The sequence below is a fragment of the Vibrio sp. A8-1 genome (assembly GCF_013048685.1).
Classification (GTDB): Bacteria; Pseudomonadota; Gammaproteobacteria; order Enterobacterales; family Vibrionaceae; genus Vibrio; species Vibrio metschnikovii.
The window spans coordinates 53,802-69,357 of the sequence record NZ_VHTC01000015.1 but is presented as its reverse complement, the minus strand read 5'-3'; the positions used below and the strand labels follow the sequence as shown (position 1 = coordinate 69,357).

The window sequence follows — 15,556 nt, the reverse complement described above, 5'->3', positions numbered from 1 at the left end:
CTAATTAAGACTTCATCACGTCTTTCAGACGATTAATACGACCCAGTAACGAGTTATCAAGGATATTATCCTCTACTCGAATAACGGCTCCGCCAATAAGATTGCTGTCAATTTGGCAATTCAGCTTTACTTTACAGTCATAGCGTTTTTCTAAGTTACTGGTTAAAGTTTCAACCTGTTCATCGCTTAACTCATAAGAGCTCACCACTTGAACTTCTTTAGTACCAGAAGATTCTGTAGCAAACTTTTGAAACTGCTGACATATATCACCGAGCGCCGCTATGCGACGATTTTCCATCAACACCAATAAAAAATTAAGCATGGGTTGATCAAACTGCTCACCCGCAACATCAGCGTACACCTGCAACAATTGTTGTGATTGTAAGCTAAAAGCGGCCGATGATAATTCAGGCACCAACGACATTGTTTTTGCCAATTCGAGCATAGCTGACCACTGTTCAACCATACTGTGTTCACTGGCATAACTGAATGCAGCCTTAGCGTATGGACGAGCAATCGTTGTCAAATCCGACATACAAATGCACTCCTTTATAGCTTCGCAGAAATACTATCAAGTATGTCTTGGTTAGCTGCCTTATCGACAGTTCGTTGAACAATCTTCTCAGCGGCAAGTAAAGCAAGAGTAGACACTTCTTTTTGTAGCTCATTACGAGCTCGCAAAATTTGCGCTTCTAGTTCTGCTTGGCCTTGAGCCAAGATATGCTCACGCTCGTGCGCTGCTTCTTGACGAGCTTCGTCTAAAATTTGAGCTTTGCGTTTGTTCGCTTGCTCAATAATGACTAGCGCCTCTTTTTTAGCAATTTTAAGCTGGTCTGCAGCATTGCTTTTAGCCAGATTAAGGGCTTTATCAGCACGCTCAGCAGAAGCTAAACCATCAGCGATCGTTTTCTGACGCTCTTCTATGGCACTCATCAAAGGAGGCCATACATACTTCATGCAGAACCAAACAAAGATTAAAAATGCGATGGTTTGGCCCAACAGAGTTGCATTGATATTCACACTAACTCTCCTTTATTTTGCTTCTGTTTACCCAATCATCTGTGCGTTTGGGTGACACAAAAAGGACAAGTTATGCAAACAGCATGTACATAGAGATACCAACACCAATCATAGGTACCGCATCAAGCAGACCAGCAATAATAAACATGTTAGTTTGTAGTACAGGGGCCATTTCTGGTTGACGAGCAACAGATTCAAGGAATTTACCACCAAGGATAGCAAAGCCAAAAGCAGTCGCTAGAGCACACATACCTAGTAGTAGAGCAACAACGAAATAAGTTTCCATAATAAAAGTCTCCAGTTTTCTTGGGTTGTTTAAATTAAGAGTTTAATGAGAGTCATTACTTGCCATGCTGAGATAAACTATCGTCAACATCATAAAAATAAAGGCTTGCAGAGTAATAACCAGTACATGGAAGATGGCCCAAATGACATGCGCGACAACGCCTAAGCCACCGAGTACGAAACCAGCACCGTAAGTGATTGCGATCAAAACAAAGATCAGCTCACCCGCGTACATGTTACCGTACAGACGTAGCGAAAGGGATACCGGTTTTGCCAAAAATGACACCGTCTCAAGAACTAAGTTGAAAGGAATCAACGCCCAATGGTTAATTGGATGTAGGGTAAATGCCTTAACAAACCCCTTAAATCCTTGGTATTTGATGTAATAAGCAATTACCAATATCATGACCCCAATAGCCATTGCCAAGGTGATATTCAAGTTAACCGTAGGGAGAATCTTGAAATATTCGACACCAGCCAATGTCATTGCTGTAGGGACATAATCCACTGGCACTAAGTCCATTAAGTTCATCAAGAAAATCCAGACGAAAATGGTTAATGCTAATGGTGCGACCAACTTATCCTTGCCATGAAAAGTTCCTTTGACTAAGCCGTCAACCTGCTCAACGAGCATTTCAACAAAGCATTGCCATTTACCAGGAACTCCCGTGGTTGCATTTTTCCCAACACGATAAAACAACCACAAAAACAGCACGCCTAGACCCACTGAGAACAATAACGCATCCCAGTTTAACGTCCAAAATCCAGCATCCGCACAGCCGTAGTTTGTGGTGATGTTGCCATCAACCAAACAAACTTGAGCGCTTGTGAGGTGGTGCTGAATATATTCCTTCGGAGTATCAGCCATGGTGGTTCCCATTTTTTGCGGTAAGTAGTATAGGTGCAAACCAAAACATCAAGATGGTCAGTTTATAACCTGACATCATGGCACCAGGATGATGCACATCAGTGAGATTAAAAATCAGCACAAACATGATAACGGTTAACACCAGCTTTAAAGCCCACCCCATCATAATAAACCCGAGCATAACCGTACCGTCAGCATCTGGTTTTGGGAGAAAGGCAAACAGTGTATAGACATAGTTACCGATGAGGGCAATCGCTCCACCTTTTAAGATAAAACGCGCTTCATCGGGTCCCCAGTACATATACGTCACGCCTCCGATCAGCAACAAAAAAACCAGCTGAAGGTGAACAACTCGAAATGCCGCCTTAGCTTGCTGACTCTGTGTTGCTATAAACATCAAAAGCACCTGTTTTCTGTATTATTCGCCAAGTTACAGTACGTTAATAAAACATTGCAACTCGGTGAAAAAAGCTTCGAAATTATATATAGGTATCGTAAAAACTCAACTGAAAGCGGGTGAGCCAAGCCGCAGAAAATATATTCTATGACCGATTTTTATGATGCAATCGTATCTAATTGTTTCAATAGCTCGATCAATTGTTCTTGATTTGTAAAATCAATGGTTAAACGTCCTTTGCCATTGACTTGTAACTTTACCGCCATCTTTTTTTGTAATCGCTCAGCCAGTGCAGATAACTGCTGCTCAACCTCCGTAGCCAAGACGGGTGAAACAGGAGCCGAAGGAGCCTCACTAGACCAACGTTTAACTAAAGATTCAGCCTGACGTACCGTTAGTTGCTTGTCGACCATTACTTGTGCACAAGGCTGCTGTTGATCTACAGGTAAAACCAGTAGGCTACGAGCATGGCCCATTTCCAGTTGTTTACTTTCAACGAGACGCTTAACGGCATCATCCAACTGATTTAAACGCAGTAAGTTACTTACTGTGGTGCGCGATTTGCCGATCACATCCGCTACTTGCTGATGGGTTAACTTAAATTCATCTTGTAATCGTTCTAGTGCCTGAGCTTCTTCGATCGCATTAAGATCTTCACGCTGGATATTTTCGATCAACGCCATCGCGATCGCGGCACGATCATCGACCCGCTTGATCAAGCAAGGCACTTGTTTTAAACCCGCCTGCTTAGCGGCACGCCAACGGCGCTCACCCGCGATGATCTCAAAACCACCAAACTCAAGCGGCCTAACCACGATGGGTTGAATAATGCCTTGTGACTGAATAGAAAGAGCAAGCTCTTCCAGTGCTTCTGATGACATATCCTTACGAGGCTGATAAATGCCTGGTTTCAGGCTAGTAATCGATAACTCGATTAACTCACCATCGGTTGACATCGCTTGGCTGTGTGAAGCGGTTTGTTGCTTTTCCCTCGCCATAGAGCTGGTTGCCAGTAAAGCATCTAAGCCTTTTCCTAAACCACGTTTCGACATCTCAGAGCGTTCCTTTTCGGTATTATGCAGGGATTTCTTCGCGACGCAGCATTTCGCCCGCTAAAGCGAGGTAAGCTTTAGAACCCGCGGAATGCTTATCATAATACATGGCTGGTTTACCATGACTTGGGGCTTCAGCGAGCCGAACGTTACGTGGAATAACCGTGCGATACACTTTATTGCCAAAATGCTTTTTCAGTTGATCAGACACTTCATTCGCGAGTCGATTACGTGGATCATACATGGTTCGTAATAATCCTTCGATCTTTAGATTCTCATTGACGACGGCGGCAAGTTTACTGATGGTGTCCATCAAAGCCGTTAACCCTTCTAACGCAAAATACTCACACTGCATGGGCACCAACACCGAATCGGCGGCAGCCATCGCATTGATTGTAAGTAGGTTTAAAGAAGGGGGGCAATCAATAAAGATGAAATCATAGTTATCGCGAACTAATGCCAACGCATTTTTCAAACGTACTTCTCGAGCAAACACTTCCATCAGCTTAATTTCGGCCGCGGTGACATCGCCATTCGCGGCAATCAAATCATAGTAACCCGACGTTTTTCTACACACCACTTGTTCAAATGGTGCTTCTTCGACAAGTAATTCATAAGCGGTGGCATCGACTTGGTATTTATCCACGCCACTGGCCATCGTTGCGTTGCCTTGCGGGTCAAGATCAACCACCAAAACTTTACGTTTTGTGGCCGCCATTGAAGCCGCTAAATTAATGCACGTTGTTGTTTTACCTACGCCACCTTTCTGGTTGGCGATCGCTACGATTTTGCCCACGGTATGCCTCGCTATTATCCCTTGCGCGATAAGATTACAAGATGACGCTCACCTTCCAACTCCGGAACTTTCAAAGCTTTGATGTCGATCACACTGCACCATTCAGGAAGAGAGTTTAGCTCTTCTTGCGGACGTTGCCCCTTTAAGGCTAAAAACATCCCCTGTTTAGCACAAGGTAAGTGATGACACCACTCTACCATATCTAACATGGAAGCAAAGGCACGACTGAGTACGCCATCAAAACCGTGCTCTGGCTTAAACTCTTCTACTCGACTTTGCAGTGCGGTGACATTATCGATTCTCAGCTCATGCAAAACTTGCTTAATAAATCGGATCCGCTTGCCTAAGCTATCGAGTAACACAAACTGTCTATCTGGGTTCATGATCGCCAAAGGAATTCCAGGCAATCCAGGCCCCGTACCTACATCAATAAAGCGTTGCCCCTGTAAATACGGGCTGACCACAATACTATCGAGAATATGCTTAACCAACATTTCCTGTGGATCGCGTACAGAAGTTAGATTATACGCTTTATTCCACTTATTGAGTAACTCTACGTAACCGACCAGTTGCTCACGCTGCTGATCGGAAACGACCAAATCCGTTTGTGCAATCAATGCATCGAGTTTACTTCGTAATGGGTTCATTACGCAGCCTCTCCTTTTTTCAAGAGACCTTGCTTTTTCAGGTGTACTAATAAAATCGAGATAGCGGCAGGAGTTATCCCCGAGATACGCGATGCAATCCCTAATGTTTCTGGCTTCGCCGCGTTTAATTTAAGTACAACTTCATTCGATAAGCCTTTGACTTGCTTATAATCTAAATCTGCAGGCAATTTGGTATGCTCATAGCGCAATGATTTTTCTATTTCATCTCGCTGACGCTGAATATAACCTTCGTATTTAACTTGAATCTCAACTTGTTCCGCCGCTTCACTATCTTCAATCGCTGGAGAAAACGTCGCGATAGACGTCACCTGTTGATAGCTCATTTCTGGACGACGCAACAAATCTTCCCCATTGGCTTCTCGCGAAATAGGGGTTTTCAATAATGCGTTCAACGCCTCAGCATCTGTAGACGTTGGATTAATCCAGGTTTCTTTTAAACGCTGGCGTTCTTGCTGCATATGCTCGACTTTTTGATTAAAACGAGCCCAACGTTGTTCACAAACTAAACCCAGTTGATAAGCTTTTTCTGTGAGACGGAGATCGGCGTTATCTTCGCGCAGCAACAAACGGTATTCAGCGCGAGAAGTGAACATACGATAAGGTTCTTTGGTGCCCATGGTTGAAAGATCATCGATCAATACGCCCATATAAGCTTGATCGCGGCGCGGGCTCCAACCTTCTTTATCTTGGCTATACAAGCTGGCATTCAAACCTGCCATCAAGCCTTGAGCGGCCGCTTCTTCATAGCCGGTGGTACCATTGATTTGTCCAGCAAAGAACAGGCCGTTAATAAACTTGGTCTCGTAAGTCTGTTTTAGATCTCTTGGGTCAAAGAAGTCATATTCAATCGCATAACCAGGTCGAACAATATGCGCATTTTCGAAGCCCTGCATCGAGCGCACAATTTGTACTTGGACATCAAACGGCAAACTGGTCGAGATACCATTAGGGTAAAGCTCGGTTGTTGTTAGTCCTTCAGGCTCAATAAAAATTTGGTGGCTGTTCTTATCTGCAAAGCGCATCACTTTATCTTCAATGGATGGGCAATAACGCGGACCAATCCCTTCGATAACTCCGGCATACATCGGGCTACGATCCAAGTTATTACGAATCACATCATGGGTTTTTTCATTAGTGTGGGTAATAAAACAAGGAATTTGACGTGGATGTTGCTCACGATTACCCATGAATGAAAAAACTGGCGTTGGATTATCGCCGTGTTGTGCTTCTAGCTGGGAGAAATCAACACTACGTGCATCAATTCGTGGCGGAGTACCCGTTTTTAAACGATCGACACGGAATGGCAGTTCACGTAAACGATGAGCCAAAGCGATCGAAGGAGGATCCCCAGCTCGACCGCCTGAAAAGTTTTCTAATCCTATGTGGATCTTGCCACCAAGGAAAGTCCCTACCGTCAATACCACCGATTTAGCGTGAAACTTAAGGCCCATTTGCGTGACAACACCACGCACATGATCTTGTTCAACGATCAAGTCGTCGGCTGCCTGCTGAAACAGGGTTAAATTCGGCGTATTTTCTAATGCATGACGAACATAAGCTTTATAAAGTGCACGATCTGCCTGAGCTCGAGTTGCACGAACCGCTGGACCTTTAGAAGCATTTAAAGTTCTAAATTGAATACCTGCATGGTCAATGGCTTGTGCCATTAAACCACCCATCGCATCCACTTCTTTGACTAAATGGCCTTTACCAATTCCGCCGATCGCGGGATTGCAGGACATCTGGCCTAAAGTATCGATATTATGAGTCAGAAGTAACGTACGCTGTCCTGTACGAGCGGCTGCGAGTGCGGCTTCCGTTCCTGCGTGACCGCCACCAACCACAATGACGTCAAATGTTTCGTGATAAAGCATGAACGACCTCAGGTATTTATTGAGATAGGGATAAACAAAAGAGACGTATTCTACCTTCTTTCCTAAGCAGAGAAAATCGGTTTTCGAGTTTTTTACTTCACGCGTTATTTAATAATATAAAGAAAGATCTATAGAGAGATCTTTTATTAGATCTATTATTACGCAAGATGATCTCTGTGGATAAGCGGGAAATGATCAACAAGATCATGATCATGTTAGCGATCAGATCATGTGTTCAGACACTGATCAAATCGCGTATTAGCTGGGATCAAAAAAAGGTTTTATGCACAGGCATAAAAAAGATCTTCAGTTTAAAAAGAATAACTATAGGTTAATCACCGTATAAAGACATACTTATCCACAAGTGTTCGGAGAGTCAACCAAGTGAATAGGGATAAAAAGTGATGGGTATGAAGAGTGAAAAACGTAAAAAAGCGGCCGAAGCCGCTTTTTTGTTGTTTCTGAGAGTAGGGATTACTGATTTTCTAATAGATGATGCTGATTAATGGCAATCTTACGCGGTTGCATAGCTTGTGGTATTTCTCGTTCTAAGTCGATATGCAATAAACCGTTTTCAAGCCCTGCTCCCATCACTTTTACGTAGTCCGCTAATTGGAATTTACGTTCAAAATTACGTTCAGCAATACCTTGATAGATATAGTTGCGGTTGTCTTCTTGCTGACGCTCACCGCGAACAATTAAGGTATTTTCTTGTTGAGTAATATCGAGTTCTTGCTCGGCAAAGCCAGCAACCGCCATTGTGATACGGTATTTATTGTCTTCTTGTTGCTCGATATTGTAAGGAGGATAACCCCCTTGAGTATTTTTGTTACTGTTTGCTTCCATCATATTTAATAGACGGTCAAAGCCAATCGCGTTGCGGTATAAAGGAGTAAAATCGACAGTTCTCATAATGCTATCCTCTTAGTAAGCAATAGTCTTAACGAGTTTCGTTAAGGATGAGGCTTATTGTTAACAACTAAGCTCATCAAGATTAATGTTGATGGACGGGCTTACCTCAGTGAGCGTAACGCCAATCCAAGTTGAGGCCCTTGCGGCATCCTCTTCACTACTTTATATAAGGTCAGTCGTTGGACTTTCAAGAGTCGCGTATCGATTTTTTTTAAAAAAAAGCCTAATCGGATGATTAGGCTCAGGGAGAATCGATTAGCTAAGAAAACGTTACTTGGCGCGACTTTTACGTGCTTTTTCTACTCCGTTTTCTGAGGCTTTTTCTTGTTTCAATTTACGCTTTTCCTTTAAGCTTAATTGAGGTTTCTTCAGGTCTTTTTTACTCATGAGTGAGATCTCCTTCATTTACTGACAAAGTAAACAACCACATGGTACAGATGTACGTCGAGGTTGGTATGACTGACGGGTAACTTGGGTGATAACAAAAGAGTGTCGTTGGCCGAGCAGTAGCAGACTAATCACTTCTTGCTCAGTTCGGCCAAACAGTGCGGCTCCTAAGTAGGAATCGACCGCAATATAGCCCACGGTATGATCACAACGATGATCTGCAACCAGCTTGATTTTAAAAGGACTGTTAGTGGCTACATCCAATAGGTGTACGGTATCACCTAAGCGAATGCTGGTGGCTCGAGGGCAATGCGGGGTATTTTGCTGCTCTTGTCGCTCGAACAATTGAATGAGGAGCAAAGGGGATTGGTAGGTGATAAACCCACTGGTTAGCCACCACATGCGTAGCGTTTGTAGCCATGATCGATAAAAGCGGTAAAGCATAGTGATTTCTCCTCACTCCTGATAACAAGACAGCCGTTAAGTGTCTCCCGAGAGCAAGTTTGCTCTCGGTCTAAACCAGAAATGCCATCACTATTCCTCCTGCAAACGTTGTGTGATTCCCTGTCACGGCTAGTGACGATTGGGCTATATCATGAAGTCTGTTGACTATAGCGAGTTAAAAAAAGAAAGCAAAAGTGCTCGACCAGAGAAAATGGCGTTTTTAGTCATTAAAGGACAGAAAATGGTAAGGGTAAGATTGATACTAGGACTAAAGGCCAGTTTTATCGAAATAAGAGAATAAAATGGTTATTTTCGCTGTTTATATAAACAAAAACGCAGTGCCGAAGCACTGCGTGAGAGAACACGATGTTATGAAAAACTACACATCTAAGTTTGCTACTCTTAATGCGTTGTTCTCAATAAAGGCCCGACGAGGTTCTACTTGATCGCCCATCAATGTGGTAAATAGTTCATCAGCACCGACGGCATCTTCAATGGTGACTTGCATCATGCGACGTGACTCAGGATCCATGGTGGTTTCCCAAAGTTGATCTGGGTTCATTTCTCCCAAACCTTTATAACGTTGGATTGCTAAACCACGACGTGATTCTTTAATGAGCCAGTCAAGGGCGGCGGTGAAACTGGAAACCACTTGGGTACGCTCGCCACGTTGAATGTATGCCCCCTCTTCTAGAAGCCCATCGAGCGAGTCAAAAAGATCCGCTAATCGGTTGTATTCTTTAGAATTAAGTAGATCAACACTGAGTAGGTAATCGTACGTAACTCCATGGGTACGGACGATAATTTTCGGTGAATAAACACCGAGCTCTGGATTATGCTCAATCGCAAAGTGATACTGACTTGCACCGACTTCTTTGGCGTTCAATTGAGTGACCAAACGTTCGGTCCATGCTTCTACCGCACTGCTATCTTGGCATTGTTGCTCGGTTAAACGTGGCATATAGGTAAATTCATTGAGCATCGCCAGTGGATAACGGCGGCTCATTCTTTCCACTAATTTCATCGCTGCATTGTATTGCAGCACCAGTTTCTCGAGTGGTTCACCCGCTAACGCTGGCGCATCGGCATTCACATGCAAAGAGGCATTATCGAGCGCTAAAGCAATTTGATATTGCGTCATGGCATCTTCATCTTTGATGTACTGCTCTTGTTTGCCTTTTTTGACTTTATACAGTGGTGGCTGAGCAATATAGATGTAGCCACGTTCGATCAATTCTGGCATTTGACGATAGAAGAAGGTCAATAATAGTGTTCGGATGTGCGAACCATCGACGTCAGCATCGGTCATGATGATGATATTATGATAACGCAGTTTGTCTGGGTTGTATTCATCGCGGCCAATACCACAGCCCAGTGCGGTGATCAGCGTCGCCACCTCTTGTGACGAGAGCATTTTATCAAAACGCGCTTTTTCTACGTTAAGGATTTTACCTTTGAGCGGCAAAATGGCTTGATTCTTACGGTTGCGTCCCTGCTTTGCAGAGCCGCCCGCTGAATCTCCCTCGACAATATACAGTTCAGACAGTGCTGGATCTTTCTCTTGGCAATCAGCAAGTTTGCCTGGCAAGCCTGCAAGGTCGAGTGCGCCTTTACGACGCGTCATTTCACGCGCTTTACGTGCCGCTTCGCGAGCTCGAGCGGCATCAATAATTTTACTGCACACCATTTTCGCTTCAGAAGGATGCTCTGCTAAAAACTCATTGAGCTTTTCACCCATCGCTGACTCAACCGCTGCCTTCACTTCAGAAGAGACCAATTTGTCTTTGGTTTGGCTGGAGAACTTAGGATCGGGAACTTTAACAGAAACGACCGCTGTTAAGCCTTCACGAGCATCATCGCCAGAGGTCGCGGTTTTGGCTTTTTTGCTGTAGCCTTCTTTTTCCATATAGGTGTTAAGCGTTCGAGTCAGTGCAGCACGGAATCCGGCTAAGTGAGTCCCGCCATCACGCTGTGGAATATTATTGGTAAAGCAGTAGATGTTTTCTTGGAAACCATCATTCCATTGCATAGCGACTTCAACGCTGGTGCCATCTTCACGGTCATGATTGAAGTGGAATACTTTGTCATGAATAGGCGTTTTATTGCGATTGAGGTGGGTAACGAACGCTCGAATTCCCCCTTCATACATAAAGTGATCGTGTTTATCCGCTTCACGCTCATCTTGTAGACGAATAGAGACACCTGAGTTTAAAAAAGACAGCTCACGCAGGCGTTTAGCTAGAATCTCATAATGGAATTCAATGTTGGTAAACGTCTCGGCACTTGGCCAAAAGCGCAGTGTAGTACCAGTACGTTCGGTATCACCAACCACCGCTAAGGGGGCTTGAGGTACGCCATGACGATAGGTTTGAGTGTGAACTTTGCCACCACGATAAATGGTTAACACGACTTTTTCAGATAACGCGTTGACGACAGAAACCCCAACGCCGTGCAAGCCACCGGATACTTTGTAGGAGTTATCATCAAACTTACCCCCAGCGTGCAATACGGTCATGATAACTTCTGCAGCAGAGACGTTTTCTTCGGTATGTAATTCCGTTGGGATACCACGGCCATCATCGCTGACCGATACCGAATTATCTTCATGAATTGTCACGACGATATCTTTACAGTGACCCGCTAACGCTTCATCTATTGAGTTATCCACCACCTCAAAAACCATGTGGTGAAGACCGGTGCCATCATCGGTGTCGCCGATGTACATTCCTGGACGCTTACGTACCGCGTCTAGACCCTTCAGTACCTTAATACTCGATGAATCGTAATTATTCGACATGAGTGACTCTCTCAGTAGTTATCCTTGCTCTATTGTGCCATGTTCGACATGAAACATCTTGCTATTCGGCTCGATCATGTCGGTGACTTGGCTTTCAGTAATAGAACTTACAAAAACTTGAGCCCCCGTCGCTTTTAAGCAGTCTGCTAGACGCTGACGACGTTGGCTATCGAGTTCGGAAGCAAAATCATCAATCAGATAAATGCATTGCTTCCCGGTCAGCTCGGTTAAATGTTGACCTTGTGCTACGCGCAGGGCGCAGACCATCAACTTAAGCTGGCCGCGTGATAGAACATCTTCTACAGGTGTTCCATTCACTTTTATTTTCAAATCCGCTTTGTTTGGACCGCTGAAGGTGTAACCCAACAATTGGTCACGGGCAAAGTTGTTTTGCAATATCTCTTTATAAGGCGTTTGTTTATCCCAACCTCGATAGTAGGTTAAGCTGATCGAAAATTCGGGTAAGAAGCTTTGGCACAATGCTTCGGCGACTTTTTTCATGTGCTCGACATAGATCTGACGCCATTGATCTATTTGCTCGGCAAGCTGAGCTAATTCTTGATCCCAGTAGCTGATCTCGCGATAGCTTTTGGCGGTTTTAAGCAACGCATTACGCTGTTTATTTAAGCGTTTAAATCGTCCCCAAGCATCAAAAAAAGCGGGTTGAGAATGAAAAACCCCCCAATCAATAAAGGCTCGACGCTGTTTCGGTCCATCGGTTAGTAGTTCAAATCCTTCAGGATGAATTAACTGCAATGGTAGGACTTGCGCCAGCTGAGCTAACTTTTGTCCTGATTGACCGCCTATTTTAACCTCTGTTGAGCCATCTCGCTGCTTATTAATGCCAATCGGTAGCTCAAATTGATCCGAGTTCAAAAAACGGCCATGAACAAACAGTTCTGAGCACTCATTTTGGATCACTCTGCCAGTTAATGAGCTCTTAAATGAGCGGCCATGACCCAATAAATAGATAGCTTCTAGTACACTGGTTTTACCGCTGCCATTTGGACCAATAAGAAAATTAAAGCCTGATGACAGGGTCATATCACAGGCTTTAATGTTACGAAACTGCTGAACGACTAAGCGCGTTAATGGCATGCTATGTTCTTTATCTGTCAATTAAAGACGGATTGGCATCACCACATACATGGCACTGTCGTCCTCAACGTTTTCGATTAATGCACTGGCATTCGCATCTGACATTGAGATGCGGACTTGGTCACAGCGCAAGGTATTGAGCACATCAATCACGTAACTGACGTTAAAACCAATCTCAATTGCCTCACCAGTAAAGCTCACATCGAGCATCTCTTCGGCTTCTTCTTGCTCTGGGTTATTGGCGGTAATGCGCATCGTTCCTTCAGCAAGGTTGACGCGCACGCCACGAAACTTTTCATTAGATAAAATCGCCGCGCGCGAGAAAGCTTGGCGTAATTCATCACAGCCAGTGATTAGCGTCTTATTAGTATTTTGCGGTAAAACTCGGCGATAATCAGGGAAACGGCCGTCAACGAGCTTGGATGTAAAGACAAATTGGTTGACTTCTGCACGTAGATTTGACGCACCAATTTGTAACACAACCGGTTGTTCTGGTGCATCAAGTAGTTTTACGAGCTCTAAAATGCCTTTACGAGGGACGATAATTTGTTTGTTTGCCAACGCTTGAGAGACGGTCGTTTGAGCGACAGCCATACGATGGCCATCTGTTGCTACGGCACGTAAGGTCGAAGCATCGATTTCAAACATCATTCCATTCAGATAATAACGCACATCTTGGTTAGCCATAGAAAACTGAGTTTTCTCAATCAGGCCCCGTAATTCGGCTTGAGTGACTGTAATATCGATATCGCTCTGCCAATCTTCAATATTTGGGAAGTCATTGGCTGGTAGGGTTGCCAGTGAAAAACGGCTGCGACCTGAGCGAATCGAAATGCGGTCTCCTTCAAGCAGCACGGTGATCACCGCACTGTCTGGTAAACCTCGACAGATATCCAAAAATTTACGCGCTGGAACGGTAATACTGCCTGCTTCAAAGTCCCCTTCTAGGGTAACTCGACTGATCAATTCCACTTCTAAGTCGGTTGCGGTGATCGATAGTTGGTTATCTTCAATCTTTAATAATAAATGACTTAGAATGGGTAACGCAGCTCGCCCACCTAATGTACCGGAGACCTGTTGCAGGGGTTTAATAAAGTGACTACGTTCAATGGTAAATTTCATAGTGAGATCTTAACCTAACAATATGGAATAAAACGGTACCTAATAAGCGTTCAATATAGCGTAAAAACTTATGAAGAAAGGGTACGAATTAAATTGGAATAATCTTCTTTTATGTCGTGACTTTCTTCACGCAATTGTTCGATTTTTCGGCAAGCATGCAGCACCGTAGTATGGTCTCTACCACCAAATGCATCGCCAATTTCTGGTAGGCTATGGTTGGTCAACTCTTTCGAAAGCGCCATGGCTAGCTGGCGAGGACGAGCCACCGAACGAGAGCGGCGTTTAGATAACAAATCAGCAACTTTGATTTTGTAGTATTCAGCAACGGTTTTTTGAATGTTATCAATCGTGACCAGCTTCTCTTGTAAAGCAAGCAGATCGCGGAGTGCTTCACGAACAAAATCAATCGTGATCGGTCGACCGGTAAAATTGGCATTGGCGATCACTCGGTTAAGTGCTCCTTCCAATTCACGCACATTAGAACGTAAGCGTTTAGCAATAAAGAATGCCACTTCATCAGGAAGATGAATTTGATGATCTTCCGCTTTGGTCATTAATATGGCTACGCGAGTTTCCAATTCCGGAGGCTCAATCGCAACGGTTAATCCCCACCCGAAACGAGACTTCAGACGATCTTCTACCCCGTTGATCTCTTTGGGATAACGATCCGATGTTAAAATGATCTGTTGATTCCCTTCAAGTAATGCGTTGAAGGTGTGGAAAAACTCTTCTTGAGAACGTTCTTTGTTGGCGAAAAATTGAATGTCATCGATCAATAAAGCATCGACGCTACGATAATAACGTTTAAATTCTTCAATCGCGTTATTTTGCAGCGCTTTAACCATATCTTGCACAAAACGCTCAGAGTGCATGTAGACCACTTTCGCATTGGGTTTTTTATCGACAATCGCATTACCCACCGCGTGCAATAGGTGAGTTTTACCTAAGCCGGTTCCCCCATATAAAAACAATGGGTTATAAGCTGCACCTGGGTTATCGGCCACTTGACGCGCGGCGGCAAGACCGAGTTGGTTCGATTTACCTTCAACAAAATTATTAAACTTATGCTTAGGGTTTACATTAGAGCGATGATTGATATCGCTAGCGGCAGAATCGTCATCCCATGTTTTATGAACCGGTCGGCGCTGAGCTAATTGCGCTGGGGCAGAGGATTCGGCAGCAACATCCGCTGCGGTTCGGATGGGGGCGGCTGGAGCGGACGCAATTACTCGTCGACTGCCGACTTCAAACCGTAAACTGGGTGCATTGTGCCCGCAATGTTCTCTAAGTAACCTATTGATATTGTTTATGTATTTATCACGTACCCAATCGAGCACAAAGCGGTTTGGGGCGAACAAAGTGAGAGTATTGTCATTGAGCTCCGCTTGTAACGGACGAACCCACATACTGAATTCTGTGGCTGGTAGCTCTTCTTGAAGCTGTTGCAAACACTGCAACCAAAGCGAAGATGACACGGTTCCCTCACTCTAAAATTAATGGCTAATAAAGAAGGTGATTCTACCTGTTGATAACTTAGATCGCCAGTGATTGATCGATAAACTCTTGAATAAGATCGAACTTATGCACAAGGTTCAGGGGATATTTACGAAGATCCTCACAGGGATCAAGCTAATTACCCCCATTATGATCCACATATACTAAGATCTTGCTAAGTTATCCCCAATAGTGATTTTTACTATCTTATTTTGTATTAATCGCCGATAAGCTATGGTTAACTCGGTATAAGATGTGCATCAGATGAGATATTGATCCGTCGTTGAGTCTGTGGAAAAAGCCAGATTAAGTAAAAAAGCGTGAAGATCGAGCGAGGATCCT

15 protein-coding genes are annotated in these 15,556 nt (G+C 44.1%); all 15 read right to left on the bottom strand.

Going from position 1 to position 15,556, the window contains the following annotated elements; all coding sequences use genetic code 11:
* Nucleotides 1-4 precede the first annotated feature (4 nt).
* The 15 genes from FKN93_RS10070 to dnaA all read right to left on the bottom strand — a co-directional run bounded on the left by FKN93_RS10070 (nucleotide 5) and on the right by dnaA (nucleotide 15,195).
* On the bottom strand, nucleotides 5-535 hold the full coding sequence (locus FKN93_RS10070; RefSeq protein WP_154169707.1) for a F0F1 ATP synthase subunit delta: 531 nt from the start codon (nucleotides 533-535) through the stop codon (nucleotides 5-7).
* Between the two features lie 14 nt (nucleotides 536-549).
* Nucleotides 550-1,020, bottom strand: a complete 471-nt coding sequence (gene atpF, locus FKN93_RS10065; RefSeq protein WP_004397535.1) for a F0F1 ATP synthase subunit B — start codon at nucleotides 1,018-1,020, stop codon at nucleotides 550-552.
* Between the two features lie 70 nt (nucleotides 1,021-1,090).
* Nucleotides 1,091-1,306, bottom strand: coding sequence for a F0F1 ATP synthase subunit C (gene atpE / locus FKN93_RS10060; RefSeq protein WP_004397536.1), 216 nt, complete (start codon nucleotides 1,304-1,306; stop codon nucleotides 1,091-1,093).
* A 42-nt stretch (nucleotides 1,307-1,348) separates the two neighbouring features.
* The gene (atpB, locus tag FKN93_RS10055) at nucleotides 1,349-2,173 is read right to left on the bottom strand and encodes a F0F1 ATP synthase subunit A (RefSeq protein ID WP_004397537.1); all 825 of its coding nucleotides are present in this window, start codon (nucleotides 2,171-2,173) and stop codon (nucleotides 1,349-1,351) included.
* The gene (locus FKN93_RS10050) at nucleotides 2,166-2,570 is read right to left on the bottom strand and encodes an ATP synthase subunit I (protein WP_072670267.1); all 405 of its coding nucleotides are present in this window, start codon (nucleotides 2,568-2,570) and stop codon (nucleotides 2,166-2,168) included. The genes atpB and FKN93_RS10050 overlap by 8 nt, the downstream gene beginning before the upstream one ends.
* 158 nt (nucleotides 2,571-2,728) lie before the next feature.
* Nucleotides 2,729-3,622: a ParB/RepB/Spo0J family partition protein gene (locus FKN93_RS10045; protein WP_170905035.1), complete on the bottom strand. Its 894-nt coding sequence runs from the start codon at nucleotides 3,620-3,622 to the stop codon at nucleotides 2,729-2,731.
* Nucleotides 3,623-3,644: 22 nt separating this feature from the next.
* A complete protein-coding gene (locus FKN93_RS10040; RefSeq protein WP_004397540.1) occupies nucleotides 3,645-4,418 on the bottom strand; it encodes a ParA family protein in 774 nt (257 codons plus the stop codon).
* Nucleotides 4,419-4,432: 14 nt separating this feature from the next.
* The gene (gene rsmG, locus FKN93_RS10035) at nucleotides 4,433-5,065 is read right to left on the bottom strand and encodes a 16S rRNA (guanine(527)-N(7))-methyltransferase RsmG (protein ID WP_170905034.1); all 633 of its coding nucleotides are present in this window, start codon (nucleotides 5,063-5,065) and stop codon (nucleotides 4,433-4,435) included.
* A complete protein-coding gene (gene mnmG / locus FKN93_RS10030) occupies nucleotides 5,065-6,960 on the bottom strand; it encodes a tRNA uridine-5-carboxymethylaminomethyl(34) synthesis enzyme MnmG (RefSeq protein ID WP_154169701.1) in 1,896 nt (631 codons plus the stop codon). Before mnmG ends, rsmG begins: the two co-directional genes overlap by 1 nt.
* 474 nt (nucleotides 6,961-7,434) lie before the next feature.
* On the bottom strand, nucleotides 7,435-7,872 hold the full coding sequence (locus FKN93_RS10025) for an Hsp20 family protein (RefSeq protein WP_154169699.1): 438 nt from the start codon (nucleotides 7,870-7,872) through the stop codon (nucleotides 7,435-7,437).
* 405 nt (nucleotides 7,873-8,277) lie between these two features.
* Nucleotides 8,278-8,703, bottom strand: coding sequence for a GreA/GreB family elongation factor (locus tag FKN93_RS10020; protein WP_158137555.1), 426 nt, complete (start codon nucleotides 8,701-8,703; stop codon nucleotides 8,278-8,280).
* A 379-nt stretch (nucleotides 8,704-9,082) separates the two neighbouring features.
* Nucleotides 9,083-11,500 carry a DNA topoisomerase (ATP-hydrolyzing) subunit B gene (gene gyrB / locus FKN93_RS10015; protein WP_154169693.1) on the bottom strand — a complete coding sequence of 806 codons (2,418 nt, stop codon included), beginning with the start codon at nucleotides 11,498-11,500 and terminating at the stop codon, nucleotides 9,083-9,085.
* Nucleotides 11,501-11,518: 18 nt separating this feature from the next.
* The gene (gene recF, locus FKN93_RS10010; protein ID WP_004397546.1) at nucleotides 11,519-12,598 is read right to left on the bottom strand and encodes a DNA replication/repair protein RecF; all 1,080 of its coding nucleotides are present in this window, start codon (nucleotides 12,596-12,598) and stop codon (nucleotides 11,519-11,521) included.
* A 21-nt stretch (nucleotides 12,599-12,619) separates the two neighbouring features.
* The gene (gene dnaN / locus FKN93_RS10005) at nucleotides 12,620-13,720 is read right to left on the bottom strand and encodes a DNA polymerase III subunit beta (RefSeq protein ID WP_161425217.1); all 1,101 of its coding nucleotides are present in this window, start codon (nucleotides 13,718-13,720) and stop codon (nucleotides 12,620-12,622) included.
* Between the two features lie 68 nt (nucleotides 13,721-13,788).
* Nucleotides 13,789-15,195, bottom strand: coding sequence for a chromosomal replication initiator protein DnaA (gene dnaA / locus FKN93_RS10000; protein ID WP_170905033.1), 1,407 nt, complete (start codon nucleotides 15,193-15,195; stop codon nucleotides 13,789-13,791).
* Nucleotides 15,196-15,556 lie beyond the last annotated feature (361 nt).